The organism is Streptomyces sp. NPDC086023, assembly GCF_044540325.1.
GTDB lineage: Bacteria > Actinomycetota > Actinomycetes > Streptomycetales > Streptomycetaceae > Streptomyces.
On record NZ_JBITRX010000005.1, the window covers coordinates 110,163 to 134,335 of the forward strand.

General features: G+C 70.8%; 25 protein-coding genes, 1 tRNA gene, 1 pseudogene and 1 riboswitch. Of the genes and pseudogenes, 19 read left to right on the forward strand and 8 right to left on the reverse strand.

The window, feature by feature from the left end; genetic code table 11:
- Window positions 1–318 precede the first annotated feature (318 nt).
- From ACIF6F_RS12095 to ACIF6F_RS12115, 5 genes are all read left to right on the forward strand, one after another.
- Window positions 319–1,752, forward strand: coding sequence for an amino acid permease (locus tag ACIF6F_RS12095; RefSeq protein WP_399944828.1), 1,434 nt, complete (start codon window positions 319–321; stop codon window positions 1,750–1,752).
- Window positions 1,753–1,865: 113 nt separating this feature from the next.
- Window positions 1,866–2,285 carry a Mov34/MPN/PAD-1 family protein gene (locus ACIF6F_RS12100; RefSeq protein ID WP_399944831.1) on the forward strand — a complete coding sequence of 140 codons (420 nt, stop codon included), beginning with the start codon at window positions 1,866–1,868 and terminating at the stop codon, window positions 2,283–2,285.
- Window positions 2,286–2,362: 77 nt separating this feature from the next.
- Window positions 2,363–2,467 carry a putative leader peptide gene (locus ACIF6F_RS12105; protein WP_399944834.1) on the forward strand — a complete coding sequence of 35 codons (105 nt, stop codon included), beginning with the start codon at window positions 2,363–2,365 and terminating at the stop codon, window positions 2,465–2,467.
- A gap of 135 nt (window positions 2,468–2,602) precedes the next feature.
- Complete coding sequence (locus tag ACIF6F_RS12110; RefSeq protein WP_399944836.1) at window positions 2,603–2,881, forward strand: MoaD/ThiS family protein; 279 nt, start codon at window positions 2,603–2,605, stop codon at window positions 2,879–2,881.
- A gap of 12 nt (window positions 2,882–2,893) precedes the next feature.
- Window positions 2,894–3,844, forward strand: coding sequence for a PLP-dependent cysteine synthase family protein (locus ACIF6F_RS12115; RefSeq protein ID WP_399944837.1), 951 nt, complete (start codon window positions 2,894–2,896; stop codon window positions 3,842–3,844).
- A gap of 66 nt (window positions 3,845–3,910) precedes the next feature.
- Here ACIF6F_RS12115 and ACIF6F_RS12120 read toward each other — a convergent pair whose 3' ends face one another.
- On the reverse strand, window positions 3,911–4,366 hold the full coding sequence (locus ACIF6F_RS12120) for a type II toxin-antitoxin system PemK/MazF family toxin (protein ID WP_399944839.1): 456 nt from the start codon (window positions 4,364–4,366) through the stop codon (window positions 3,911–3,913).
- A gap of 219 nt (window positions 4,367–4,585) precedes the next feature.
- Between ACIF6F_RS12120 and ACIF6F_RS12125 the strand changes: the two genes are divergently transcribed.
- The gene (locus ACIF6F_RS12125; protein WP_399944842.1) at window positions 4,586–5,338 is read left to right on the forward strand and encodes an MBL fold metallo-hydrolase; all 753 of its coding nucleotides are present in this window, start codon (window positions 4,586–4,588) and stop codon (window positions 5,336–5,338) included.
- Window positions 5,339–5,468: 130 nt separating this feature from the next.
- On the opposite strand, the gene ACIF6F_RS12130 is transcribed toward ACIF6F_RS12125, so the two are convergent.
- Both ACIF6F_RS12130 and ACIF6F_RS12135 read right to left on the reverse strand, forming a co-directional pair.
- Window positions 5,469–6,737, reverse strand: a complete 1,269-nt coding sequence (locus tag ACIF6F_RS12130) for a PTS transporter subunit EIIC (RefSeq protein WP_399944844.1) — start codon at window positions 6,735–6,737, stop codon at window positions 5,469–5,471.
- 251 nt (window positions 6,738–6,988) lie between these two features.
- Window positions 6,989–8,290 carry a PTS transporter subunit EIIC gene (locus ACIF6F_RS12135; protein WP_399944847.1) on the reverse strand — a complete coding sequence of 434 codons (1,302 nt, stop codon included), beginning with the start codon at window positions 8,288–8,290 and terminating at the stop codon, window positions 6,989–6,991.
- Between the two features lie 146 nt (window positions 8,291–8,436).
- On the opposite strand from ACIF6F_RS12135, the gene ACIF6F_RS12140 reads away from it, so the two are divergent.
- The 4 genes from ACIF6F_RS12140 to rdgB all read left to right on the forward strand — a co-directional run bounded on the left by ACIF6F_RS12140 (window position 8,437) and on the right by rdgB (window position 10,721).
- Complete coding sequence (locus ACIF6F_RS12140) at window positions 8,437–8,763, forward strand: glucose PTS transporter subunit EIIB (RefSeq protein ID WP_399945546.1); 327 nt, start codon at window positions 8,437–8,439, stop codon at window positions 8,761–8,763.
- 93 nt (window positions 8,764–8,856) lie between these two features.
- Window positions 8,857–9,582: a ribonuclease PH gene (gene rph / locus ACIF6F_RS12145; protein ID WP_399944850.1), complete on the forward strand. Its 726-nt coding sequence runs from the start codon at window positions 8,857–8,859 to the stop codon at window positions 9,580–9,582.
- Window positions 9,583–9,723: 141 nt separating this feature from the next.
- Window positions 9,724–10,110: a hypothetical protein gene (locus tag ACIF6F_RS12150; RefSeq protein ID WP_399944852.1), complete on the forward strand. Its 387-nt coding sequence runs from the start codon at window positions 9,724–9,726 to the stop codon at window positions 10,108–10,110.
- An 8-nt stretch (window positions 10,111–10,118) separates the two neighbouring features.
- Complete coding sequence (gene rdgB, locus ACIF6F_RS12155; RefSeq protein WP_399944854.1) at window positions 10,119–10,721, forward strand: RdgB/HAM1 family non-canonical purine NTP pyrophosphatase; 603 nt, start codon at window positions 10,119–10,121, stop codon at window positions 10,719–10,721.
- Between the two features lie 57 nt (window positions 10,722–10,778).
- On the opposite strand, the gene ACIF6F_RS12160 is transcribed toward rdgB, so the two are convergent.
- Both ACIF6F_RS12160 and bcp read right to left on the reverse strand, forming a co-directional pair.
- Window positions 10,779–10,862 (reverse strand) — tRNA-Leu (locus ACIF6F_RS12160).
- 332 nt (window positions 10,863–11,194) lie between these two features.
- Window positions 11,195–11,662 carry a thioredoxin-dependent thiol peroxidase gene (bcp, locus tag ACIF6F_RS12165; protein WP_399944857.1) on the reverse strand — a complete coding sequence of 156 codons (468 nt, stop codon included), beginning with the start codon at window positions 11,660–11,662 and terminating at the stop codon, window positions 11,195–11,197.
- Between the two features lie 153 nt (window positions 11,663–11,815).
- Here bcp and ACIF6F_RS12170 point away from each other — a divergent pair.
- From ACIF6F_RS12170 to ACIF6F_RS12185, 4 genes and pseudogenes are all read left to right on the forward strand, one after another.
- A pseudogene (locus ACIF6F_RS12170) lies at window positions 11,816–12,100 on the forward strand (helix-turn-helix domain-containing protein); the annotation flags it as partial.
- Between the two features lie 311 nt (window positions 12,101–12,411).
- A complete protein-coding gene (locus ACIF6F_RS12175; RefSeq protein ID WP_399944859.1) occupies window positions 12,412–12,732 on the forward strand; it encodes a DUF3618 domain-containing protein in 321 nt (106 codons plus the stop codon).
- Between the two features lie 43 nt (window positions 12,733–12,775).
- Window positions 12,776–13,120 carry a GroES family chaperonin gene (locus tag ACIF6F_RS12180; protein WP_399944862.1) on the forward strand — a complete coding sequence of 115 codons (345 nt, stop codon included), beginning with the start codon at window positions 12,776–12,778 and terminating at the stop codon, window positions 13,118–13,120.
- A 53-nt stretch (window positions 13,121–13,173) separates the two neighbouring features.
- Window positions 13,174–13,237: riboswitch (guanidine-III (ykkC-III) riboswitch) on the forward strand.
- Window positions 13,238–13,267: 30 nt separating this feature from the next.
- Complete coding sequence (locus tag ACIF6F_RS12185) at window positions 13,268–13,588, forward strand: DMT family transporter (protein ID WP_399944864.1); 321 nt, start codon at window positions 13,268–13,270, stop codon at window positions 13,586–13,588.
- Here the strand turns inward: ACIF6F_RS12185 and ACIF6F_RS12190 are convergent.
- Entirely contained in the window at window positions 13,533–15,926 is a 2,394-nt protein-coding gene (locus tag ACIF6F_RS12190) for a transglycosylase domain-containing protein (RefSeq protein ID WP_399944866.1), read from the reverse strand. The genes ACIF6F_RS12185 and ACIF6F_RS12190 overlap by 56 nt on opposite strands.
- Before the next feature lie 315 nt (window positions 15,927–16,241).
- Here ACIF6F_RS12190 and ACIF6F_RS12195 point away from each other — a divergent pair, with 315 nt between their 5' ends.
- The 5 genes from ACIF6F_RS12195 (at window position 16,242) to ACIF6F_RS12215 (ending at window position 21,315) form a co-directional block, all read left to right on the forward strand.
- Complete coding sequence (locus ACIF6F_RS12195; RefSeq protein WP_399945549.1) at window positions 16,242–17,045, forward strand: ABC transporter permease; 804 nt, start codon at window positions 16,242–16,244, stop codon at window positions 17,043–17,045.
- Window positions 16,990–17,841 (forward strand): ABC transporter permease, encoded by an 852-nt coding sequence (locus ACIF6F_RS12200; protein WP_399944869.1) that lies wholly within the window; start codon window positions 16,990–16,992, stop codon window positions 17,839–17,841. Before ACIF6F_RS12195 ends, ACIF6F_RS12200 begins: the two co-directional genes overlap by 56 nt.
- Window positions 17,842–17,878: 37 nt before the next feature.
- Complete coding sequence (locus ACIF6F_RS12205; RefSeq protein WP_399944871.1) at window positions 17,879–18,835, forward strand: ATP-binding cassette domain-containing protein; 957 nt, start codon at window positions 17,879–17,881, stop codon at window positions 18,833–18,835.
- 16 nt (window positions 18,836–18,851) lie between these two features.
- Window positions 18,852–19,520 (forward strand): DUF1707 domain-containing protein, encoded by a 669-nt coding sequence (locus ACIF6F_RS12210; RefSeq protein WP_399944874.1) that lies wholly within the window; start codon window positions 18,852–18,854, stop codon window positions 19,518–19,520.
- Window positions 19,521–19,755: 235 nt separating this feature from the next.
- Window positions 19,756–21,315 (forward strand): S8 family peptidase, encoded by a 1,560-nt coding sequence (locus ACIF6F_RS12215; RefSeq protein ID WP_399944877.1) that lies wholly within the window; start codon window positions 19,756–19,758, stop codon window positions 21,313–21,315.
- Between the two features lie 81 nt (window positions 21,316–21,396).
- Here the strand turns inward: ACIF6F_RS12215 and ACIF6F_RS12220 are convergent, their stop codons facing one another.
- Window positions 21,397–22,614 (reverse strand): serpin family protein, encoded by a 1,218-nt coding sequence (locus ACIF6F_RS12220; RefSeq protein WP_399944880.1) that lies wholly within the window; start codon window positions 22,612–22,614, stop codon window positions 21,397–21,399.
- Window positions 22,615–22,640: 26 nt separating this feature from the next.
- Window positions 22,641–23,990 carry a glycoside hydrolase family 18 protein gene (locus tag ACIF6F_RS12225; protein ID WP_399944883.1) on the reverse strand — a complete coding sequence of 450 codons (1,350 nt, stop codon included), beginning with the start codon at window positions 23,988–23,990 and terminating at the stop codon, window positions 22,641–22,643.
- Between the last annotated feature and the right edge of the window lie 183 nt (window positions 23,991–24,173).

A 24,173-nucleotide genomic window follows, 5' to 3' on the forward strand; every position in this document is an offset into this window, starting at 1 on the left:
TTGAGCATCCCCTGAGGTGTTCGCTCAGAGGACCCTCAAATCCGGATAACGATCAGATCACCGCGATGCGGTGATCTGATCTTTTTGTGCGCCTGTGTACCGAATTCCCTGTGACCTGTGTCCCATTTCGTACCGCGGATCATCGTTTCAACCGTGATAAATCTTCACGACCGCCGCGGGCACCACCCCTGCTCCTGGCGGCGCTTTGGGCCGACTGACCGTCGGCGTGCACTCCATCCGTATCCGGGGGGATCGAGGACCCGATCCGCAGCCACTCCTCAGTGAGCGCGGGTCGGCAATGGAGAAAGGCGCACCACCATGACCTCAGCGCAGGTCGAAAAGCAGCACGACGGCAATGAGGCCGAGGGTTCGGCATCCGGCGAGGGATACCACCGCGCGCTCGGGGCCCGTCAGATCCAGATGATCGCGATCGGCGGCGCCATCGGCACCGGTCTCTTCCTGGGCGCGGGCAAGGCCATCTCCAAGGCCGGCCCCAGCCTGATCCTGGCGTACGCGATCGCGGGCCTGGTCATCTTCTTCATCATGAGGGCGCTGGGCGAACTGCTCATGTACCGCCCCGTGTCGGGCTCCTTCTCGGAGTACGCCCGCGAGTTCGTCAGCCCCTTCGCGGGCTTCGTCACCGGCTGGACGTACTGGCTCTTCTGGGTGGTCACCGGCATCACCGAAGTCACCGCGGCCGCCCAGTACATGGCCTTCTGGACGCACGACAGCTTCCCGCAGTGGGCCTACGCGCTCATCTTCACGGTGATCCTGTACGGAGCGAACCTCATCTCCGTGAAGCTCTTCGGCGAGCTGGAGTTCTGGTTCTCCATGGTCAAGGTCACCGCCATCGTCGGCATGATCCTGATCTGCGCCGGCATCCTGACGATCGGCTTCTCCGACGCCGCCGCCACCGCCTCGGTCTCCAACCTCTGGAACGACGGCGGCTTCTTCCCCAAGGGCCTCGGCGGCACGCTGATGACCCTCCAGATCGTGATGTTCGCCTTCCTCGCCGTCGAGCTGGTCGGCGTCACCGCCGGCGAGTCCAAGGACCCCGAGAAGACCCTCCCCAAGGCCATCAACACCGTGCCGTGGCGGATCGCCGTCTTCTACGTCGGCGCGCTGATCATGATCCTCTCGGTCGTCCCGTGGACCCACTTCCAGCCCGGCGTGAGCCCCTTCGTCGCCGCCTTCGAGAAGATGGGCCTCGGCATCGGCGCCGCGATCGTCAACTTCGTCGTGCTCACCGCCGCCCTCTCCTCCTGCAACTCGGGCATGTACTCCACCGGCCGCATGCTGCGCGACCTCGCTCTCAACGGCCAGGGCCCGAAGTTCTTCACCCGGCTCACGAAGAACGGCACCCCGCTGGTCGGCACCACCTTCTCCGCCGCCCTGATGCTCGTCGGCGTCTGGATCAACTACGTCGCCCCCGGCAAGGCCTTCGACTACGTCGTCTCCTTCGCCACCATCTCCGGCATGTGGGCCTGGATCATGATCCTGGTCTGCCAGATCCGCTACCGCGCCAGGGCCGACCGCGGCGAGCTGCCCACGTCGCCCTTCCGGGCGCCCGGAGCCCCGTACACCAGCTGGTTCGCCCTGCTCTTCATCGGCATGGTCATCGTGATGATGGGCGTCGACAAGGACGCGCGCGTCTCGCTCTACTGCGCGCCGCTGTGGGGCCTGGTGCTGTTCGTCTCGTACCAGTTCCTCAAGAGCCGCAACCCCGAGAACGCGGCCTTCGCCAAGCGCTGAGCCGACCGGTCCCGGGCCCTCCACGGGCCCTGGAACCGGCCTCGTGTCCAGCATCCGGGCCCTTCCGTACCATCCGTCGGTACGGAAGGGCCCGTCTGCTTATCCTGTCGCTCATGCTGACCCTCACCCAGGCCCTGTACGACCAGATCGTCGCGCACGCCCGCGCGGACCACCCCGACGAGGCGTGCGGAGTGGTGGCGGGGCCGGCCGGCACCGGACGCCCCGAGCGCTTCATCCCGATGCTCAACGCCGCACGCTCGCCCACGTTCTACGAGTTCGACTCCACGGACCTGCTCAAGCTGTACCGGGAGATGGACGACCGGGACGAGGAGCCCGTGATCATCTACCACTCGCACACGGCGACCGAGGCCTACCCGTCCCGCACCGACGTCACCTACGCGAACGAGCCGGGCGCCCACTACGTGCTGGTCTCGACCGCGGACACCGACGGCGGGGAGTTCCAGTTCCGCTCGTACCGCATCGTCGAGGGCGAGATCACCGAGGAAGAAGTGCAGGTCGTGGCCGCCTATTGACCACATCGTGAGCGGTCGGCGTCCACGATGCGGGATCACACTCCAAACGTCAGACCGGGAATCGTTAACATGACCGCATGGTTTCCCACGACGTGAGCATCGAGACGCCCAGCAGGACCCTGCTCGTGGCGCGGCTGCACGTCGACCTGTGCCGCCTTGCCAGCGCGATCTGTCCCGCCTGAACCCCGCCCGGACCCCGCGTCCGGGACCCCGGAGCCGCACGTCCCCCCGCGCGGGGGGCCCGTGGCCGCGCGCACATCCGGCGCCCGCCGCCGCCCACCGACGCCGCCCGTCACACCGATCCCTGGAGCCTTGCCATGGCCATCGAGGTCCGCATCCCGACCATCCTCCGCACCTACACCGACGGCCAGAAAGCCGTCGAGGGCAGCGGAACCACCCTCGCCGAGCTCTTCGCGGACCTTGAGACCCGCCACAAGGGCATCGAGGAGCGCATCGTCGACGGCGGCCAGCTCCGCCGCTTCGTGAACGTCTACCTCAACGACGAGGACGTCCGCTTCCTCGACGGCATCTCCACCAAGGTCGCCGACGGCGACAACGTCACGATCCTCCCGGCCGTGGCCGGCGGCTCGAAGTAAGCGGCACGCCCGATGCGATACGACTCCCCGCTGGCGGCCGTCGGCAACACCCCGCTGGTCCGGCTGCCCCGGCTGTCCCCCTCCGAGGACGTCCGCATCTGGGCCAAGCTGGAGGACCGCAACCCGACCGGCTCGATCAAGGACCGCCCCGCGCTCCACATGGTCGAGCAGGCCGAGAAGTCCGGCCGCCTGTACCCCGGCTGCACCATCCTGGAGCCCACCTCGGGCAACACCGGCATCTCGCTCGCCATGGCGGCCAGGCTCAAGGGCTACCGCATCGTCTGCGTCATGCCGGAGAACACCAGCCAGGAGCGCCGGGACCTGCTGGCCATGTGGGGAGCCGAGATCATCTCCAGCCCGGCCGCGGGCGGCTCCAACACGGCCGTCCGGGTCGCCAAGGAACTCGCCGCCGAGCACCCCGACTGGGTGATGCTCTACCAGTACGGCAACCCGGACAACGCCGGCGCGCACTACGCCACCACGGGCCCGGAGATCCTCGCCGACCTGCCGTCCATCACCCACTTCGTGGCCGGCCTCGGCACCACCGGCACCCTGATGGGCGCCGGCCGCTACCTGCGCGAGCACAAGCCGGACGTCAGGATCGTCGCCGCCGAGCCGCGCTACGACGACCTGGTCTACGGCCTGCGCAACCTCGACGAGGGCTTCGTCCCCGAGCTGTACGACGCCTCCGTGCTCACCACCCGCTTCTCGGTGGGCTCGGCCGACGCCGTCACCCGCACGCGGGAACTCCTCCAGCAGGAGGGCATCTTCGCCGGCGTCTCCACCGGCGCCGCCCTGCACGCCGCCATCGGCGTCGGCCGGAAGGCCGTCAAGGCGGGGGAGTCCGCAGACATCGTCTTCGTCGTCGCCGACGGCGGCTGGAAGTACCTGTCGACGGGCGTCTACACGGCGGCCACCACCGAAGAGGCCATCGAGACGCTCCAGGGACAGCTCTGGGCCTGAGGCGGTCCCGGGCCTGAGGCGGCCCCGGGCCTGAGGCGGTCCCGGGCCTGGGGCCCCGGCACCGCATCACTTGGCGAGGTGGCGGACCTGGTCCCACAGGACCGGGTCCACCACCCCGACCCGGCGGCGGAAGTCCCACACCGCCACCTCCCGCAGCTCGTCCGTCTCCAGGAAGCTCGGCCGCCCGTGCGCGTCGCCCACCACCCCTGGCGGCAGCGCGATCACTCCGGGCCGCTCGTCGTGGTACCTGCTGGTGATCTTGGCGACCCGGGCCACCTGCCCCCGCACCGCCAGTACCAGGCACGGCCGGTCCTTCTCGCCCGGCCCGTCCTCGAACGGCACCATGGCCCACCAGATCTCCCCGGGCTCCGGCCGCCTGCGCGGCCCCGGCCCGTGCGGCCCGCCCGGCGGCCGGCCCGTCCCGGGACGCGCCGGGGGCCGCGCCGGACGGCGCCCCATCACCACCACCGCCACGGCCAGCGCCACCGCGGCGGCCAGCGCCGGCCACCAGGACGTGTCCATGCCCCGACGGTAACCGCGCCCCCGCCGCCCGTCGCGGCGAGATCGCTGGCCGGGTGTGCGGAGGGTCGCTCACCCGGGTGACAGCGCAGGTGAGTTCGCCCACACAGGCCTGCCGCAGAGGAGCGGCCGGCCGGTCGGCGCCGTACCTTTGACGGACGCACGGCCCCCGTCGCCCCCGCCGTCCCACGTCCACGGACCGTCCACGGAGGTTCCTGCTCCATGAAGCTCACCGTCGTCGGCTGCTCCGGCTCGTTCCCGTCAGCGGAATCGGCCTGCTCGAGCTACCTCGTCGAGGCCGACGGCTTCCGGCTGCTCCTCGACATGGGCAACGGCGCCCTGGGCGAGCTGCAGCGTCACATCGGTCTCTACGACCTCGACGCGATCTTCCTCAGCCACCTGCACGCCGACCACTGCATCGACATGTGCGCGTACTTCGTGGCCCGCTACTACCGCCACGAGGGCGGCCGCTGCGGCACCATCCCGGTCTACGGGCCCGAGGGCACCGAGCAGCGGCTGACCACGGCGTACGAGGACGTGCCGCACGAGCGGTCGATGAGCGAGGTCTTCGACTTCCGGACCCTCAAGTCCGGCAGCTTCGAGATCGGGCCGTTCCAGGTCCGCACCGAGCGGGTGGCGCACCCCGTCGAGGCGTACGGCATCCGGGTGGAGCACGGCGGCCGCTCCCTCACCTACTCGGGCGACACCGGCGTCAGCAGTGCGCTCGACGCGCTCGCCGAGGGCACCGACCTCTTCCTGTGCGAGGCCTCCTTCACCCACGGCAAGGAGGACATCCCCGACCTGCACCTCAACGGCCGCGAGGCCGGGGAGTACGCCCAGCGCGCCGGCGCCGGCCGCCTGGTCCTCACCCACATCCCCCCGTGGACGGACGCCCAGGTCAACCTCGCCGACGCCCGAGCGGCCTACTCGGGCCCCACGGAACTGGCCCACGCAGGCGCGGTCTACGAAATCTGACCGACCGGCGGGCCGCCCCGGCCGCCCGCCGGCTCACCCGGTCGGCCCCGACACGACGAAGCCCCCGTCCTTCCGCTGGGAAGGACGGGGGCTTCGGTCCCGTTCGGGGAGGCGCCGGAGCGGCTGGGCCCTACTTGGCCTCGGCCTTCTCCATCTCGGCGAGCTCCTCGTCGGACTCGCGGCCCGGGGTGGGGAGGTTGAACTTGGTGATCGCGAAGCGGAAGACCACGTAGTAGATCGCGCCGAACGCGAGGCCGACCGGGATGAGCATCCACGGGTTGGTGGACTTGCTCCAGCTCAGGCCGAGGTCGATGAGGCCGGCGGAGAAGGTGAAGCCGCCGTGGATGCCCAGGGCCCAGGTGATCGCCATCGACAGGGCGGTAAGCACCGCGTGGATCGCGTACAGCAGCGGCGCGATGAACATGAACGAGAACTCGATCGGCTCGGTCACACCGGTGACGAACGAGGTCAGGGCGAGCGAGACCATCATGCCCATCACGGCCTTGCGGCGCTCGGGCCGGGCGGAGTGCGCGATGGCGATGGCGGCGGCGGGGAGGCCGAACATCATGATCGGGTAGAAGCCCGTCATGAACAGGCCGGCGCTGGAGTCACCGGCGAAGAAGCGGTTCAGGTCGCCGTGGATGACGTCGCCGGCGGCGTTGGTGAAGTCGCCGATCTGGAACCAGGCCACGGTGTTGACGAACTGGTGCATGCCGATCGGGATCAGACCGCGGTTGATCAGGCCGAACAGGCCGCCGCCGACGGCGCCGAGGCCGGTCATCCACTCGCCGAAGTTCGAGATGACCTCACCGATCGGCTCCCAGACCAGACCGAAGAAGACACCGACGATCACGCCGACGAACGCCATGATGATCGGGACGAGACGGCGGCCGTTGAAGAAGCCGAGCCAGTCCACGAGCTTGGTGCGGTGGAAGCGCTGCCACAGGACCGCGGCGAGCAGACCCATGATGATGCCGCCGAGGACGCCCGGGTTGTTGTACGTCGCGGCGACGTCCACACCCTTGTTCGCGGTCGTGTTCACGACCGCCTCGGTGACCGGGAACGCGGTGAGGACGTTCTTGTAGACCAGGAATCCGACCAGCGCCGCGAGCGCGGTGGAACCGTCGGACTTCTTCGCGAAGCCGATCGCCACACCGATGCAGAACAGCAGCGGCAGGTTGGCGAAGACGGCGTCACCCGCGGTGGCGAAGACGGCGGCGACCTTGGTCCAGCCGAGGCCGTCCGCGCCGAATACGTCGGGCTGGCCGAGGCGGAGCAGGATGCCCGCGGCCGGGAGGACCGCGATGGGCAGCTGAAGGCTGCGACCGACCTTCTGCAGGCCCTGGAACAGGCCGGCACCGCGCTTCTTCGCGGGCGCGGCAGCAGTTGCCGTACTCATCAACTTCCTCCAGAAGGCAAGGCGCCGCCTGGGGAAAGAGCCACGGGGGGACGGCGACGTCTCGGAAATGGGGGCACGTGAGCGCGGAAACCCGCTCGCGTGGTCTACACCAATGGGTGGTGTAGACCAGTTGTAGCACGGTGAGGGATAGATAAGGAACCTTCGATAAACTGTGGTCTACACCACATGGCGAAGGCCCCCGGACCGGTGATCCGAGGGCCTGCGAGGGGCGGGCCGAAGGGCCCGTGCGACTACGCCTTCGTGACGTCCTTCTGCATCTCCTCGATCTCCTCGTCCGACTCCCGGCCCGGCGTCTTGAGGTCGAACTTCGTGATCGCGAAGCGGAAGATCGCGTAGTAGAGGGCCGCGAAGCCCAGGCCGATCGGGATGATCAGCCACGGCTTGGTGGCCAGCCCCCAGTTGATGACGTAGTCGATCAGGCCGGCCGAGAAGCTGAAGCCGTCGTGCACGCCCAGCCCCCACGTCACCGCCATCGACACGCCCGTGAGCAGCGCGTGCACCACGTACAGGGCCGGCGCCACGAAGAGGAACGAGTACTCCAGCGGCTCCGTGATGCCCGTGACGAACGAGGTCAGCGCCACCGACAGCATCAGGCCGCCCACCTCCTTGCGGCGCTGCGGCTTCGCGCAGTGCGTGATCGCCAGGGCGGCCGCCGGGAGCGCGAACATCATGATCGGGAAGAAGCCCGTCATGAACAGACCCGCATTCGGGTCGCCGTTCAGGAACATCGCGATGTCGCCGTGGACCGTCTGCCCCTCGGGCGTCGTGTAGCTGCCGAACTGGAACCACACCGGCACGTTCAGGAACTGGTGCAGGCCGATCACCAGCAGCGCCCGGTTCGCGATGCCGAAGATGCCGGAACCCCACGCGCCCAGGTCCACGAGCCAGTCGGAGAAGCTCTCCAGCGCGTCACCCACCGGCGGCCAGACGCCCAGGCAGATCACCGCGAACCCGATCGCGACGAACGACATGATGATCGGCACCAGCCGGCGGCCGTTGAAGAAGCCGAGCCAGTCGACCAGCTTCACCCGGTGGTACCGCTGCCAGAACCACGCCGACAGCAGGCCCATGATGATGCCGCCGAAGACCCCCGGGTTCTGGAACGTGTACTCCGCGAACGTGTCGTCCGCACCCAGGCAGCCGCCCCCGACGTCCGTCGTGCCCGTCGGGCACGGCTCGGGGAACACCCGCAGCACGCCCCGGTAGACCAGGAAGCCCGCCACGGCCGCCAGTGCGGTCGAGCCGTCCGCCTTCTTGGCCATGCCGATCGCGACGCCGATGCAGAAGAGGAGCGGCAGCCCGAGGTCGGCGTTGAGCAGGGCGCCGCCCGCGGCCGCCATGACCTTCGCGACGTCCACCCAGTTCAAGCCGTCCTTGCCGAACACGTCCGGCTGCCCGAGGCGGTTGAGGATGCCCGCGGCCGGCAGCACGGCGATCGGCAGCTGGAGGCTGCGGCCCATCTTCTGCAGGCCCTGGAACAGACCGTTCCACCACCTCGGCTCCGGCTCCGCGGCCGCGCTGCTGGCGCTCATCGGCGTCCTCCCTGCCACCACCAGGTTTGGCGGTTGCCGCACACTGGTGTAGACCAGTCGTAGATACGGTCCGCGCGGCCGCCCCGGAAGGCGCACCGCTGCTGATCGTCATCATTCGGCACAGTCGGGACCAACGCCTCGTGAAGATGGTCCAACCGTGGGTTACCGTGACAAAGCGGGCCACCCGCGACCGGCAATCTGCCGCCGAGACTCGTTCCTTGAAGACAGGGGAAAGACACATGGCCACCAAGGCTGAGAAGATCGTCGCCGGGCTCGGCGGTATCGACAACATCGAAGAGGTCGAAGGCTGCATCACCCGCCTCCGCACCGAAGTCGTCGACCCCAGCAAGGTCGACGAGGCCGCGCTCAAGGCCGCCGGCGCCCACGGCGTCGTCAAGATGGGCACCGCGATCCAGGTCGTCATCGGCACCGACGCCGACCCCATCGCCGCCGACATCGAAGACATGATGTGAGCTGAGCCCACCGGCTCACCCCACACCCCACACGCAGGCCCCGACCGGCAAACCCCGGCCGGGGCCCACGTGCGCAACGGCTAGGCTCGTCCCATGTCTCGCATCGACGGCCGCACGCCCGAACAGCTCCGCCCGGTCACCATCGAACGCGGATGGAGCAAGCACGCCGAGGGCTCCGTCCTCATCTCCTTCGGCGACACCAAGGTCTTCTGCACCGCCTCCTTCACCGAAGGCGTCCCCCGCTGGCGCAAGGGCAGCGGCGAAGGCTGGGTCACCTCCGAATACTCGATGCTCCCCCGCTCCACCAACACCCGCGGCGACCGCGAATCCGTCCGAGGCAAGATCGGCGGCCGCACCCACGAGATCAGCCGCCTCATCGGCCGCTCCCTCCGCGCCGTCATCGACTACAAGGCCCTCGGCGAGAACACCATCGTCCTCGACTGCGACGTACTCCAGGCCGACGGCGGCACCCGCACCGCCGCCATCACCGGCGCCTACGTCGCCCTCGCCGACGCCGTCTCCTGGGGCCAGCAGAAGAAGCTCGTCAAGGCCGGCCGCAAGCCCCTCACCGGCACCGTCGCCGCCGTCAGCGTCGGCATCGTCGACGGAGTCCCCCTCCTCGACCTCTGCTACGAGGAAGACGTCCGCGCCGAAACCGACATGAACGTCGTCTGCACCGGCGACGGCCGCTTCGTCGAGGTCCAGGGCACCGCCGAAGGCGAACCCTTCGACCGCAAGGAACTCAACGCCCTCCTCGACCTCGCCGCCGGCGGCTGCGCCGACCTCGAAGCCATCCAGCGCCAGGCCCTCGGTCTCTGACCGGCCCCGCCACCCCCACCGCCCGGCCACCCGCGCAACCAACCCGCCGGGCCGCCGCGTCTTGACGGATACGGGCGCACAGACCGAAGCTTCGGCACTGTGCGCCCGTCCGCACAGGATCCGACAACCGGGGGGACCCGCATGACCACGTACCGCCGCACCGCCGCGCTCGCGATCGCCGCCCTCATAGCGGCCCCCGCCCTCACCGCCTGCAGCGCCATCAGCACCGCCATGGACTGCGCCCAGACCGCCGTCGCCATCACCGACGCCGTCAACGACCTCCAGCAGGCCGTCTCCCAGGCGGGCAACAGCCCCCAGGACGCCCAGAACGCCCTCAACGAGATCGACCAGAACCTCAAGTCCATCGGCGACAAGACCGACAACGCCGACCTCGGCAAGGCCATCGACTCCCTCACCGAAGGCGTCAAGAACGTCCGCACCGCCATCGAACAGGGCAACCCCACCCCCGACGTCACCCCCGTCGTCGACGCCGCCTCCGAGATCACCAAGGTCTGCTCGCCCGGATAATCGACGCCATGACCCGCCTCATCCTCGCCACCCGCAACGCCGGCAAGATCACCGAACTGCGCGCCATCCTCGCGGACGCCGGCCTGCCCCACGAGCTCGTCGGCGCCGACGCCTACCCCGAGATCCCGGACGTCAAGGAGACCGGCGTCACCTTCGCGGAGAACGCCCTGCTCAAGGCCCACGCCCTGGCCCAGGCCACCGGCCTCCCGGCCGTCGCCGACGACTCCGGCCTCTGCGTCGACGTACTCAACGGCGCCCCCGGCATCTTCTCCGCACGCTGGGCCGGCCGGCACGGCGACGACCGGGCCAACCTCGACCTGCTCCTCGCCCAGCTCTCCGACATCGACGACGCCCACCGCGGCGCGCACTTCAGGTGCGCCGCCGCCCTCGCCCTCCCCGACGGCACCGAACGCGTCGTCGAGGGCCGCCTCACCGGCACCCTCCGCCACACCCCCACCGGTACCGGCGGCTTCGGCTACGACCCGGTCCTCCAGCCGCATGGCGACACCCGCACCTGCGCCGAACTGACCCCGTCGGAGAAGAACGCGATCTCCCACCGCGGCCAGGCCTTCCGCGCCCTGGTCCCGGTCATCAAGGAACTGCTGGGCTGACGGGCCCCGGGAACGCCGAAGGGCCCGTACGCCGTGCGTGCGGGCCCGTTCGCCGTGTGCGGTTGGGGGGACTCGAACCCCCATGGGTTTTACCCCACCTGGACCTAAACCAGGCGTGAATGCCAATTCCACCACAACCGCGTTATGTCGCCCAAATCGGACATCGAGTCGGGCTGACTGCCGTTAGTCTACGGTCAGCCGGCTCTCGTGGGCGACCGACTTGAGTCGGCCGCGCCCGCACCAGGTGTCCGTCTGCGCATGGCAATTGGGGCGCGGCAGCCGGAGGTTCCCCGGCGTGTTGTCGCGCCAGTCGCCGTCGACGTGGTCGACCCCGAGGGCGAGCGGCTCGCCGAGCCGGACGGCTTCGATGCCGCACTCGGCGCAGCGCTCCTCGATGCCGGACTCCAGTGGCGCGGTATGCGGAAGGGCCCGCGCCGGTCATGTACCGTGCGGGCCCTTCAGGGAAGTGGGAGTCAGATGCCCAGGTCCTTGATGATCTTGGCTACGTGGCCGGTGGCCTTGACGTTGTAGAGGGCGCGCTCGACCTTGCCCTCCTCGTCCACGACCACCGTCGAGCGGATCACGCCGGTCACCGTCTTGCCGTACAGCTTCTTCTCGCCGTACGCCCCGTACGCCGCCAGGACCTCCTTCTCCGGGTCGCCGACCAGGGTGACCTTCAGGTGCTCCTTCTCGCGGAACTTGGCCAGCTTCTCCGGCTTGTCCGGGGAGACGCCGATCACGTCGTAGCCGGCGCCCGCCAGGACGTCCAGGTTGTCGGTGAAGTCGCAGGCCTGCTTGGTGCAGCCGGGGGTCAGGGCGGCCGGGTAGAAGTACACGATCACCTTGCGGCCCTTGTGGTCGGCCAGCGAGACCTCGTTGCCGTCCGCGTCGGGCAGGGTGAAGGCGGGAGCCGTGTCGCCGGGCTGGAGTCGCTCGCTCATCTGAGTCCTTTCGTCGAAACCCTCGGCGGCAGTCGAGGGAGGAATAGGGCCCCGCAGGGCGGTGCAGGGGTCTGTGATTCGTCGCAATCATGGATCGCAGTGCTCTGACCTGAAGATTTGATGCTAAGTCGCAGCCTCGTCAGTTTGTGAGACGTGGCCAGGACGTGCGTGAAGCGGGCGTTCAAGTACCGCTTCTGTCCAACCGATGTGCAGGCGGCCGAGCTGTCGCGCACGTTCGGGTGTGTGCGGAAGGTCCACAACCTGGCGCTCGCGGCTCGTACGGAGGCGTGGGCGCGGCACGAGCGGGTCAACTACAACGCCACATCGGCGATGCTGACTGCGTGGAAGCGCACCGAAGAGCTGGCCTACCTCTGCGATGTGTCGTCCGTGCCGCTTCAGCAGACGCTTCGGCATTTACAGACTGCGTTCACGAACTTCCACCGGTGAGAAGATCGCCAACCCCGGCACGAGCGCCGCGACCGTGCCCGCCTCGCCAAGGCACAGCGCGACCTGGCGAAGGTGACAGCCTGTGGAGTCGGCGTAAGACCTCAACGGAGAACTCCGGGCGGGCAGCCGGCGACGAAGCAGAAACCCTCACGGCGTGAGCCGTGGAATCCCCCCTCGCCCCAGTCGGGGGAGAAGCCAAGTCCTCAAGTCTCCTCGGGAGGGGATCCGTACGGCACGAGCGTAAGCTGACAGACTGTCCACGTCGGACTACGCCCACCCACGACCATCACGGAGGCAGCGCGGTGTCGGATGTAAGGACCCCCGCCCAGATCGAGGCGGACATCATCCGCAGGCGCGAGCAGCTCGCGGAGACGCTCGACGAGATCGGCGTGCGCATGCACCCGCAGACGATCATCGGGGACGCCAAGGCCCGGGTGGCCTCGACGGTCGACGAGACCGCGGGCCGTGCCTTCGCCGCCGTGAACCGGGTGGTCATCGACCTCAAGGCCGGCCTGCGCCACGACGACGGTGCCCCGCGCCTGGAGCGCGTCGTGCCGGTGGCCATGCTCGCGGTGGGCCTGGTCGGCCTGCTCACCGTCTCCGCGCGCCGCAGGCGCGGGTGACCCTGAGGGGCGCGGGACGGGCGCGGGCAGGTAGGTTCGGTACGTGAGCGAGAACCCCACCCACCACGACAAGCTGCCCATCCGGATGCTGCACGACCGCGTGCTGGTCCGGTCCGACTCGCCGGAGGGCGAGCGCCGCTCCGGCGGCGGCATCCTCATCCCGGCGACGGCTGCGGTGGGCAAGCGGCTGGCCTGGGCCGAGGTGGTCGCGGTCGGTCAGAACGTACGGACCGTGGAGCCCGGCGACCGGGTGCTGTACGACCCCGAGGACCGCGCCGAGGTGGAGGTGCGGGGCGTGGCGTACGTGCTGATGCGCGAGCGGGACCTGCACGCGGTGGCCGCGGAGCGGCTGGAGGGGTCGGAGGACTCCACCGGCCTGTACCTGTAGAGAGTTTTCCGGAGAGGGGCCGGTGACCTGGGTCACCGGCCCCTTCTTCGTGCTTTGCTACGGTGGTCGGGAACCCCGACGAGACGCGCCGTACCGGGTACGACAAGACGACGCACCCCGTTCCGCTCTCGTCCCGGAGGTGCCGTCATGGCCTGGGTTCTTCTTCTCGTCGCCGGTCTGCTGGAGGTCGGCTGGTCGGTCGGCATGAAGTACACGGAGGGGTTCACGCGGCTGTGGCCGAGCGTGTTCACCGGTGCCGGCATCGTGGCGAGCATGGTGCTGCTGTCCTACGCGGCGAAGTCGCTGCCCATCGGTACCGCGTACGGCGTGTGGGTGGGCATCGGCGCGGCCGGTGCGGCGGTGCTCGGCATGGTGGTGCTGGGTGAGCCGGTGACCGCCGCCCGGATCTTCTTCATCTGTCTGCTGCTGGTGGCTGTGGTGGGTCTGAAGGCGACCTCGGGTCACTAGTTCCGCCGCTGTCGGTGCCGCCGGTGCCGCCCGTGGTGCCGCCTCCGTCGGTGCCGGTGGTGGTGCCGCCGGTCGTTCCCGTGGTGGTGCCGCCCGTGGTGCCGGTGGTGGCGCCCTGGGTGCGGCCGCCGTCGTCGCCCCCGCCCGTGTCGCCTCCGTTGTCCCCGCCCTGGGTGCGCCCCTGGTTCCGGCCTTCGGTCTGGCCTTGGTTCCGGCCTTCGGTCTGGCCCTGGTTGCGGCCGGGGCGCTCGCGGTCGGGGCCGCGGGTGCGGGTGGGCTCGGCGGGCGGTACGTACGCGGCGCCGGGCTGGAGTTCCAGGTCGAAGTCGACGGGGTCGGTGCCTTCGAGGGCGGCCGCGGTATAGGCGGCCCAGATACGGGCGGGGTAGCCGCCGCCGTTGATGCGGGCTTCGCCGAGGGCTCCGTACAGGGACTGGAGGGTGCCGGCGTCGGGGTCCTGGCCCATGACGGCGACGACGGTGGCGAGGTCGGGGGTGTACGCGGCGAACCAGGCGGCCCTGTCCTCCTCGGCGGTGCCGGTCTTGCCGGCGGCGGGGCGTCCTGCGGCGAGGGCGGCGGTTCCGGTGCCGCTCTCGACGACGCTCTGCAGCATGGAGGTGGTGGTGTCGGCGGCCTCGCGGGTGACGGCCTGGCGGGGGGTGCGGCGGGGGAGGGGGACGGAGTCGCCGTCCTTGGTGATCTTCTCGACGATGGTCCAGGGGGTGTGGCGGCCGTGGTCGGCGAGGGTGGCGTAGACCTGGGTCATGTCGAGGACGCTGGCCTGGAGGGTGCCGAGGGCCATGGCGGGTACGGCGTCGAAGGCGGGTACGTCCTCGGGCATCCCCATGGCGACGGCGGTCCGCTTGACCTTGGTGGGGCCGACGTCGACGGCCAGCTGTGCGTAGACGGTGTTGACGGAGTCGTTGGTGGCCTCGCGCACCGTGATGTCCCCGTAGGAGCGCTGGTCCTCGTTCTCGGGGGCGTAGGCGATGGCGGAGCCCTGGACGGGGCGCTGGTTGTCGCCGTTGTAGAGGGTGTTGGGGGTGATGCGCCGGCCGTCCTGGGTGGTGGATTCGTTCTGGAGGGCGGCGGTGAAGACGAGGGGCTTGAAGGTGGAGCCGGGGGTGTAGTCACGGCGGGTGGCGTTGTTGACGTACTGCTTGGTGTAGTCGATGCCGCCGTAGAGGGCGACGACCTTGCCGGTGGCGGGGTCGATGGAGGCGCCGCCGGCGCGGACGACGCGGTCCTTGGGGCGGTCGGGGTCGAGCCGGCTCATGAGCTGGTCGCGGACGGCTTCGACGAAGGCGGTCTGGCGCCGTTTGTCGATGGTGGTCGTGATGCGGTAGCCGCCGGCGGCGAGGTCGCTCTCGTCGATGACCTTGTTGGCGAGGAGGTGGTCGCGGACGGTTTCGACGAGGTAGCCGCGCTGTCCCGACATGCCGGAGGGGGCCCGGACCTTGCCGGGTTCGGGGAAGGTGGTGGCGGCGCGTTCCGCGGGGTCGAGCCACTTCTTCTTGACCATGCCGTCGAGTACGTAGTTCCAGCGGGCGACGGCGCGGCCGCGCTGCTGGGGGTGGGCGACGACGTCGAAGGCGCTGGGGGAGTTGAGGAGGGTGGCGAGGTAGGCGCCCTCGGCGGTGGTGATGCGGCTGATGTCCTTGCCGTAGTAGGCCTGGGCGGCGGCCTGGATGCCGTAGGCGTTGCGGCCGAAGTAGCTGGTGTTGAGGTAGCCCTCCAGGATGGATTCCTTGGTCTCCTCGCGGCCCAGCTTGATCGCGATGAAGAACTCCTTGACCTTGCGTTCGACGGTCTGTTCCTGGCCGAGGTAGTAGTTCTTCACGTACTGCTGGGTGATGGTGGAGCCGGACTGCTTGCCCTTGCCGGTCAGGGTGTTCCAGGCGGCGCGGACCATGGCCTTGGGGTCGACGGCGCGTTCGCTGTAGAAGTCGCGGTCCTCGGCGGCGAGTACGGCTTCCTGGACGTTCCCGGGCACCTGGGCGAGGGGGACGTTCATGCGGTTGACCTCGCCGTCGCGGGCGAGCTGGGTGCCGTCGGCGTAGAGGTAGACGTTGCTCTGGGCGGTGGCGGCCTTGTTGGCGGGCGGGATGTCGACGAGGAGGTAGCCGGCGACGAGGGCGCCGCCGATGAGCAGGACGATCAGGGTCAGGCCGCCGAGGAGCATGCGCCAGGTGGGGAGGAGGCGGCGCCGGCCGGTGCGCGGGGGGCGGGCGGGGCCCGGTCTGCCGTTGTGCCCGGCGGCCTGCCGGCCGGGGGTGGGGCCGGTCGGCGCGTCCGGATCCCGGGGGGTCCAGCCCCTCCGAGGTGACTCGTTGCTCATGTCTCCTGGGACTCCTCGGCCGGGTGTTCTGTCGCCCTGGTGGGCGATTTCTGTGGATCTGTACCCATGGAACTACGTCGCGAGCCGGTCGGCCGATATTCGGTCGCGCGGGTCCCTCCGCCGCACTAAGCTCGCTCGCTTTGGCTGACACGGTTTCAGGCGCCGTTTTCAGGGCCTGGCTTCAGGCACTGCTTTCCGGCACCGGTTTCGGGCACGGGTTCAGACGGGTTTCCTGTTCGCGGGGTTGCCCGCCGCCCGCGCACGTCCGGATAACGATGCGGACCGCGGAAGGGAGTGAGCGGGGTGTGGTCGCAGGTGCGGCTGTACGCGGCGGTGGCGGCCGGGGGCTTCCGGCGGTACGCGACGTACGGGACGGCCACGGCGGCGGGGGTGTTCACGAACACCGTGTTCGGGTTCATCCTGGCGTACACGTACGCGGCGCTGTGGGAGGAGCGGCCCGGGCTCGGCGGCTACGACCAGGCGCAGGCGCTGACCTTCGTCTGGGTGAGCCAGTCGCTGCTGGCGGCGGGGGCGCTGATCGGCGGGGGGTTCCAGGAGGAGCTGCAGGAGCGCATCCGCACGGGTGACATCGCGGTGGACCTGTACCGGCCGGCGGATCTCCAGCTGTGGTGGCTGGCGGCCGATCTGGGGCGGGCGGCCTTCCAGTTGCTGGGGCGGGGGGTGGTGCCGCTGCTCGCGGGGGCGCTGGTCTTCGAGCTGGCGCTGCCGTCCGATCCGGTGCGCTGGCTGCTGTTCCTGGTGTCGGTGTGGCTGGGGATGGTGGTGGGTTTCGCGTTGCGGTTCATCGTCGGGCTGGTGACGTTCTGGCTGCTCGACGGGGCGGGGGTGAACATGGTGGCGCTGCTGGTGTCGATGTTCTGCTCGGGGATGCTGCTGCCGCTGACCGTGTTCCCGGGCGCCTTCGGGGAGTCGGTGCGGCTGCTGCCGTGGTCGGCGATGCTGCAGGTGCCGCTGGACGTGCTGCTGGGGACGCACGCGGGGGCGGGTGCCGCGGGGCGGGCGCTGGGCTTCCAGGTGGTGTGGGCGGTGGTGCTGCTGGGGGTTGGGCGGCTGGTGCAGTCCGCGGCGACCCGGAAGGTGGTGGTCCAGGGTGGTTGAGGCGGTGCGGGGGTACGGGCTGATCGTCGGGATGTGGGTGCGGTCGACGCTCGCGTACCGGGCGTCGTTCCTGCTCGCGGTGGTCGCAAGCTTCCTCACGAGCGGGCTGGACTTCGTGGCGATCTACATCATGTTCCGGCACGTGGACGGACTGGGCGGCTTCTCGCTGCCGGAGATCGCGCTGCTGTACGGGGCGACGACGGTGTCCCTGGGGCTGGCCGACCTGGTGCTGGGCAATTCCGACCGGGTGGGTGCGCTGATCAGGACGGGGGCGCTGGACACCATGCTGGTGCGGCCGGTGCCGGTGTTCGCGCAGGTCGCCGCGGACCGGTTCGCGCTGCGCCGGGTGGGGCGGATCTCGCAGGGCGCGGTGGTGCTGGTGTGGGGGCTGGCGGCGGCGGGGGTGGACTGGACGCCGGCGCGGGTGGTGCTGGTGCCGGTGATGCTGCTGGCCGGCGGGGGGATCTTCGCGGCGGTGTTCGTGCTGGGGGCGGCGTTCCAGTTCGTCGCCGGGGACGCGGCGGAGGTGCAGAACTCCTTCACGTACGGGGGGACGACGATGCTCCAGTACCCGCCGACGGTGTTCGCGCGGGAGGTCGTGCGGGGGGTGACGTACGTGGTGCCGCTGGCCTTCGTGAACTGGGTGCCGGCGCTGTACCTGCTGGGGCGGCCGGATCCGCTGGGGCTGCCGGACTGGGCGGCGTTCGTCAGTCCGCTGGTGGCGCTGGCGGCGTTCGTGCCGGCGGCGTTCGCGTGGCGGGCGGGGCTGCGGGCGTACCGGAGCACGGGCAGTTGACAAGCGGGTTCGACGGGGCGCGGAAGGAAGGGCGGAGATGGCGCTGATCGAGGTGGCGGACGTCGAGAAGGTCTTCGACGTGCGGCGGCGGGCGGGCCTGTTCCGCCGGGAGAAGACGCAGGTCAGGGCGGTGGACGGGATCAGCTTCGAGGTCCCGCGCGGCGAGGTGGTCGGATACATCGGCCCCAACGGCGCGGGCAAGTCCACCACGATCAAGATGCTCACCGGCATCCTCACCCCGAGCGGCGGCCGGCTGCGGGTGGCCGGCGTGGACCCCTCGCGCGACCGGAACCGCCTGGCGCACCGGATCGGCGTGGTCTTCGGGCAGCGCACCACGCTGTGGTGGGACCTGCCGCTGCGGGACTCGTACGCGCTGGTGCGCCGGATGTACCGGATCCCCGAGGCCCGCTACCGGGCCAACCTGGACCGCTGCGTGGAGCTGCTGGACCTGGGCGCGCTGCTCGACGTACCGGTGCGGCAGCTGTCGCTGGGGCAGCGGATGCGCGGGGACATCGCGGCGGCGCTGCTGCACGATCCGGAGGTGCTGTACCTGGACGAGCCGACGATCGGCCTGGACGTGATCAGCAAGGCGAAGGTGCGGTCCTTCCTGCGGGAGCTGAACGCGGAGCGGGCCACGACGGTGCTGCTGACCACGCACGACCTCCAGGACATCGAGCAGCTGTGCGAGCGGGTGATGGTGATCGACCACGGGCGGATGGTCTACGACGGCCCGCTGGGCGGTCTGCACGAGGTGGCCGGTGCCGAGCGGACGCTGGTGGTGGAGCTGGAGCGGGAGCTCCCGCCGGTGGCGGTGAAGGGGGCGCGGACGGTGAAGGTGGAGGGGCCCCGGCAGTGGCTGGCCTTCCCGGCCTCGGATTCGGCGGCCCCGCTGGTGGCGGCGGTGGCCGCGGAGTACCCGCTGCTGGACCTGTCCGTGCGGGAGCCGGACATCGAGGACGTGATCGCACGGATGTACGCCGGGGGAGGGGCGTAGGTTCTAGGGTGGCGGTATGAGTGACGAGCTGCCCGAGCTGCGGGCTTCGGACGCCGACCGGGAGCGGGTGGCGGAGCGCCTGCGGGACGCCCTCGCCGAAGGGCGCCTCGACATGGGGGAGTTCGAGGAGCGGCTGGAGGCCGCCTTCAAGGCGCGCACGTACGCCGAGCTCGCCCCGCTCACCCGGGACCTGCCCGCCCCGGGCGGCACGGCGCCCGCGCCCCTGCCGTACGCCGCGCCGCCGGCCGGAGCGCCGGCCGGTGCGTCGTCCTGGCCGGCGCGGATCGGCGGGACGGGTACGTCGTCCGGGGCGGTGGCGGTGATGTCGGGCTTCCAGCGCAAGGGCCGCTGGACGGTGCCGGCGCGGTTCGACGCGGTGGCGTTCTGGGGCGGCGGTGAGATCGACCTGCGGGAGGCGACGTTCGCCGAGCGCGAGGTGGTGCTCAACTGCGTGGCCGTCATGGGCGGCATCCAGATCACCGTGCCGCCGGGCGTGGAGGTGGACGTGCGGGGCGTCGGCGTGATGGGCGCCTTCGACCAGCGCACGTCCGGGAGCGCGCCCGAGCCGGGGGCGCCGCGCGTGGTGGTGACCGGCTTCGCGTTCTGGGGCGGGGTCGAGGTGCGGACCAAGCCCCCGAAGGCCCGGCCGGGGCTGTCGGAGGGGCCGCCGCGCAAGGAGCTCTGAGGGCCTCGCGGCCGCCGTTCCGCGGGCGCCGGCCGCACCGGTTTATGCGGCTGGTCTTTGCCATCTTTTGACGGGTGTGTGGCAGGGCTGTTAAGCGGCTGTTGTCCTCTTGTGGGATCTCGGAGGGGTGGGTCAACCTTGCGTTGGCGTCCGGTAGTTGGGGACAGCGCACCGCTGTCCTTGACATGTCCCTGACCGGATTCCGGCATCCCCACACCCGAGGAGGACCCCCCACATGTCCGTGATGCGCCCACGACGCACACTCGCAGGACTGAGCGCGACCGCCGTCGCCGCGCTCGTACTCGGCGCGGTCTCCGCGCTCCCCGCCGCCGCGGCCGGCACCGCCGAGGGACACATCGAGAACGCGGGCGCCCCCGGCGCCATATCCGGCAGCTACATCGTCACCCTCGACGGCGCCGCCGCCGACTCCGCGCAGGGCCGGGCCATCGCCCGCGAGTACGGCGCGAAGATCAACAGGACCTACAAGAAGGCGCTCAACGGCTACGCGGTCCAGCTGAGCGAGGCGCAGGCCCGCAAGCTCGCCGCGGACCCGGCCGTGAAGTCGGTGGTCCAGAACCGCCGCTTCACCATCGACGCCACCCAGCCCAGCCCGCCGTCCTGGGGCCTGGACCGGATCGACCAGAAGGCCCTGCCGCTCAACCAGAGCTACACGTACCCCGACCTCGCCGGCCAGGGCGTGACGGCGTACATCATCGACACCGGCCTGCGCATCACCCACCAGGACTTCGGCGGCCGGGCCTCCTACGGCTACGACGCCATCGACAACGACAACACCGCGCAGGACGGTCACGGCCACGGCACGCACGTCGCCGGCACCGTCGGCGGCACCTCGTACGGCGTCGCGAAGAAGGTCAAGCTGGTCGGCGTCCGCGTCCTGGACAACTCCGGCTCCGGCACCACCGCGCAGGTCGTCGCGGGCATCGACTGGGTCACGCAGAACGCCGTGAAGCCGGCCGTGGCCAACATGTCGCTGGGCGGCGGCGCTGACTCCGCGCTCGACACGGCCGTACGCAACTCCATCGCGAGCGGCATCACCTACGCGGTCGCGGCGGGCAACGAGTCCACCAACGCCAGCACCAAGTCCCCGGCCCGCGTGACCGAGGCCATCACCGTCGGCGCCACGACCAGCAGCGACGCCAAGGCCAGCTACTCCAACTACGGCACGGTCCTGGACCTGTTCGCCCCCGGCTCCTCGATCACCTCGGCCTGGAACAGCGGCGACACGGCGACCAACTCCATCTCCGGCACCTCGATGGCCAGCCCGCACGTGGCGGGCGCGGCGGCGCTGTACCTGGCGAGCAACCCGTCGAGCACCCCGGCGCAGGTGTCCACCGCCCTGGTGAACGCGGCCACCCCGAACGTGGTGACCAGCCCCGGCACCGGCTCCCCGAACCGCCTGCTGTACGTCGGCGGCGGCTCGACCACCCCGCCCGGGCCGCGGTTCGAGAACACCGGCGACTACGCGATCAACGACAACTCCACCGTGGAGTCCCCGGTCACCGTGAGCGGCGTCCCGGGCAACGCCCCGGCCACCCTCTCCGTCGCGGTCGACATCAAGCACACGTACATCGGTGACCTGAAGGTCGACCTGGTCGCGCCCGACGGCTCCGTCTACACCCTGCACAACCGCAGCGGCGGCAGCGCGGACAACATCATCCAGACCTACTCGGTCAACGCCTCCTCGGAGGTCGCGAACGGGACCTGGAAGCTCCGCGTGAACGACAACGCGAACATCGACACCGGCAAGATCGACTCCTGGGCCCTGCAGTTCTGAGGCCCTGAGGAGCGCGCCCGGACCCGGGCAGGGTGAGGGGGTGGCCGCCACCGGCGGCCGCCCCTTCCGCGCGCCCGCTCGCTACGGCCGCGGCCTTCCCACGACTCCTCCCGGCCCGGTGCCCGCCGGATACGGCAGCGGCTCCGCGACCCGGCCGGCGGCCAGGACGAGGCCGCTGGCGCGGTGTACGGCGAGGAAGCCGAACGGCCGGTCGAAGGCCACCCGGATCCGGCGGACGCGGTGCTTCGCCGGCGGCGGGCCGGCCCCCGGCCGCATCGCGACGGCGGTGACCGCCGCCGCGCGGAAGCCCTCCGCGTGGAACTCGGCCCGCGCCGACTGCCGGGCCTCGCCGACCGCGAGCGGCTCCGCGCTGATCCCGGGGAAGTGGTCCCCGTCCCGGAGCGCGGTGGCCAGCCCGAACAGCGGCGCCCGCTCCGTCAGGTCGTGCTCGGCCGCGACCTCGAACGCCACGGTGGAGACCTCCAGGGAGGGCGCAGGGGAGAACGCCTCCACGATGCCCACCGTCACGCCAGGGCCCGGGGTCCCCTCGGGCAGCAGGTCCCCCGGCAGGGCGGGGACGACGCCCGTCGACACGTCCAGGCCCAGCGCCAGCGCCTCGCCTGCGTCCACCTCCTCCGGGGCCCGGACGAGGTGGACGTCCACCCCGGCCTCGCCGCCGACCTGGAGGACGGTGAGCGGGCCGGCCGGGGTCTGCGCGACGCCGACCCGGTCGAGGGAGGACGTCAGGCGGTACAGGCCCGCGACCGTACGGCCCGCCCAGGGCCCGTCCGCGGGACGCTGCGGCACCGGCTCGAAGGGGTGCAGCCAGGACACGTCGAGCGCCAGCGCCGAGGCCAACACCATCAGGGCCGCTGCGGGGTCCGTCACCGGCATCTTCTCGATCAGCCCGCCGGTGCGCTCCTTGGCCCAGGTGTCCAGGGCGGCCCGGTCCGCGTCCGGTACGCCGGTGAGGGTGCCCCGGGTGCCCTCCGGCAGGCCCGCGGCCCACCGCTCGCGCAGGGGCAGGCCGGCGCGGGTCCACAGGCCCAGGGCGGTCTCCAGGCCGCCGATCCCGGCGAGGCCCTCGAACAGCTCCCGGGCCGTGGCGGCCGCCTCCCCGGCCGGTATGCCGAGCGCGTCCGCGAGTTCGTCGCGGGCCGGGCCGTCGGCGCCGTCGGCCAGGAGGGCGAGCAGGGGCCAGAGCCCGGCCGCCGTGAACACGGTGCTGTCCCCGGAACGGAGCGAACGGGCCCACCGCCGGGTGAGCCCGTTCACCGTCCGTACGGTCGAATTCCTCATGGACCGGAGTCTGGCAGGTGGTGCTGTCAGTGCGTCAGGCCCCGGTCCACGGCGGTGATCAGCTCGCCGTCGGGGGTGTCGGCGTCGAGGGACCAGAACATCGCGCCGCCCAGGCCGTGGGCGCGTACGTAGGCGGACTTGCGGCGCAGCACCTGCGGGTCGTCGTACGTCCACAGGGTGGTGCCGTCGAAGAGCCAGGCGTGGCCGCCGCGGCGGTCGCGGTACAGCCGGTACGCGCCGGAGGCGGCGAGCTTCCTGAGGGCCTTGTAGTCCTCGTAGCCCGGGGCCCAGGTGGCCGGGGCGGGGCCGGTGGCGGGCTGTCCCATGCCGTCGCCGCCGCCGGTGACGCCGGTCCAGCCCTGGCCGTAGAAGGGCATGCCCACCACGAGCTTGCGGGCGGGGGCGCCGCGCTGCAGCCAGGCGCGCACGGTGCCGTCCACGCTGAAGTCGTCGCGGGCGTGGAGGGCGGACTGCTGGGCCGTCACGGGCTCGCCCGAGACGTGGAAGTCGTAGCCCTGGAGGGTGACGAAGTCGAGGTCGCGCATGATCTTCCGGACCTCGAAGCCCGCGTCGATCTTGGCGGGGGCGGTGGGCACGAACGCGGACAGCTCGTACTTCCGCTTCACGGTCCGGCCGTACGCGTCGAGCTGGGTGCGGAACTCGTGGACCAGGGCGGTGAAGTTCCGCTTGTCCTCGGGCCGGTACGTCGTGTCGGTGTCGCCCGCGGAGCCGGGCCACTCCCAGTCGAGGTCGATGCCGTCGAAGACGCCGGCGGCCGCGCCGGCACCGCCCCGGGTGCCGTCCTGCGGGAGGTTGCCCTTGACGTACAGGTCGAGGCAGGAGGAGACCAGGGCCTTGCGGGAGGCGGGGGTCAGTGCGGCGTCGGAGAAGTGGGTGGACCAGCTCCAGCCGCCCAGGGAGAGCAGCACCTTCAGGCCGGGGTGCTTGGCCTTGAGTTCGCGCAGCTGGTTGAAGTTGCCCGCGAGCGGCTGGTCCCAGGTGTCGGCGACGCCGTCGACGGAGTTCGCGGCGTCCAGCGGGCGCTGGTAGTCGGCCCACGCGTCGGCCTCGCCGGGGGTGTTGCCCATGACGCACCTGCCGTCGGCACCGATGTTCCCGAAGGCGTAGTTGACGTGGGTCAGCTTGGCGGCGGTGCCGCTGGTGTCGAGGTCCTGGACCTGGAAGTCGCGTCCGTAGACGCCCCACTGGGTGAAGTAGCCGACGCGCTTGTACGCGTGCCGGGCGTGGGAGGCCGCGGCGGTGCGGTCCGCGGTGCGGTCGGCGGTGTCGTCCGCGCCCGCGGCGGGCGCGAACGCGGTCAGGAGGGAGAGGGAGCAGGCGGCTACGGCCAGCCTGGCGAGTGTGCTGCGGCGCATGGGCTTCCTTCGGACTTCCAACGCGGATACGGGAGTTGCCGGGCCGTGCACCGGGGAACGTATTGGTCTGGACCATCTCGGTCAAGGGGAGGTTGACGAAGCGGCCGGAAACGCTTGATCGTTGTACTGTCGGTAAGGGGCATGTCGCAGGTTTTCCGACCTCACCTTCATCACATTGGGTGA

Coding starts and splice junctions, on each gene's coding strand:
- ACIF6F_RS12105 (WP_399944834.1), top strand. CDS start 2,363: ATGGTTTCCCACGACGTGAGCATCGAGACGCCCAGCAGGACCCTGCTC.
- ACIF6F_RS12130 (WP_399944844.1), bottom strand. CDS start 6,737: ATGAGTACGGCAACTGCTGCCGCGCCCGCGAAGAAGCGCGGTGCCGGC.
- ACIF6F_RS12140 (WP_399945546.1), top strand. CDS start 8,437: ATGGTCCAACCGTGGGTTACCGTGACAAAGCGGGCCACCCGCGACCGG.
- ACIF6F_RS12150 (WP_399944852.1), top strand. CDS start 9,724: ATGACCACGTACCGCCGCACCGCCGCGCTCGCGATCGCCGCCCTCATA.
- ACIF6F_RS12135 (WP_399944847.1), bottom strand. CDS start 8,290: ATGAGCGCCAGCAGCGCGGCCGCGGAGCCGGAGCCGAGGTGGTGGAAC.
- ACIF6F_RS12185 (WP_399944864.1), top strand. CDS start 13,268: ATGGCCTGGGTTCTTCTTCTCGTCGCCGGTCTGCTGGAGGTCGGCTGG.
- ACIF6F_RS12100 (WP_399944831.1), top strand. CDS start 1,866: ATGCTGACCCTCACCCAGGCCCTGTACGACCAGATCGTCGCGCACGCC.
- ACIF6F_RS12120 (WP_399944839.1), bottom strand. CDS start 4,366: ATGGACACGTCCTGGTGGCCGGCGCTGGCCGCCGCGGTGGCGCTGGCC.
- ACIF6F_RS12205 (WP_399944871.1), top strand. CDS start 17,879: ATGGCGCTGATCGAGGTGGCGGACGTCGAGAAGGTCTTCGACGTGCGG.
- rdgB (WP_399944854.1), top strand. CDS start 10,119: ATGACCCGCCTCATCCTCGCCACCCGCAACGCCGGCAAGATCACCGAA.
- ACIF6F_RS12110 (WP_399944836.1), top strand. CDS start 2,603: ATGGCCATCGAGGTCCGCATCCCGACCATCCTCCGCACCTACACCGAC.
- ACIF6F_RS12095 (WP_399944828.1), top strand. CDS start 319: ATGACCTCAGCGCAGGTCGAAAAGCAGCACGACGGCAATGAGGCCGAG.
- bcp (WP_399944857.1), bottom strand. CDS start 11,662: ATGAGCGAGCGACTCCAGCCCGGCGACACGGCTCCCGCCTTCACCCTG.
- ACIF6F_RS12190 (WP_399944866.1), bottom strand. CDS start 15,926: ATGAGCAACGAGTCACCTCGGAGGGGCTGGACCCCCCGGGATCCGGAC.
- ACIF6F_RS12215 (WP_399944877.1), top strand. CDS start 19,756: ATGTCCGTGATGCGCCCACGACGCACACTCGCAGGACTGAGCGCGACC.
- ACIF6F_RS12220 (WP_399944880.1), bottom strand. CDS start 22,614: ATGAGGAATTCGACCGTACGGACGGTGAACGGGCTCACCCGGCGGTGG.
- ACIF6F_RS12210 (WP_399944874.1), top strand. CDS start 18,852: ATGAGTGACGAGCTGCCCGAGCTGCGGGCTTCGGACGCCGACCGGGAG.
- ACIF6F_RS12125 (WP_399944842.1), top strand. CDS start 4,586: ATGAAGCTCACCGTCGTCGGCTGCTCCGGCTCGTTCCCGTCAGCGGAA.
- ACIF6F_RS12225 (WP_399944883.1), bottom strand. CDS start 23,990: ATGCGCCGCAGCACACTCGCCAGGCTGGCCGTAGCCGCCTGCTCCCTC.
- ACIF6F_RS12115 (WP_399944837.1), top strand. CDS start 2,894: ATGCGATACGACTCCCCGCTGGCGGCCGTCGGCAACACCCCGCTGGTC.
- rph (WP_399944850.1), top strand. CDS start 8,857: ATGTCTCGCATCGACGGCCGCACGCCCGAACAGCTCCGCCCGGTCACC.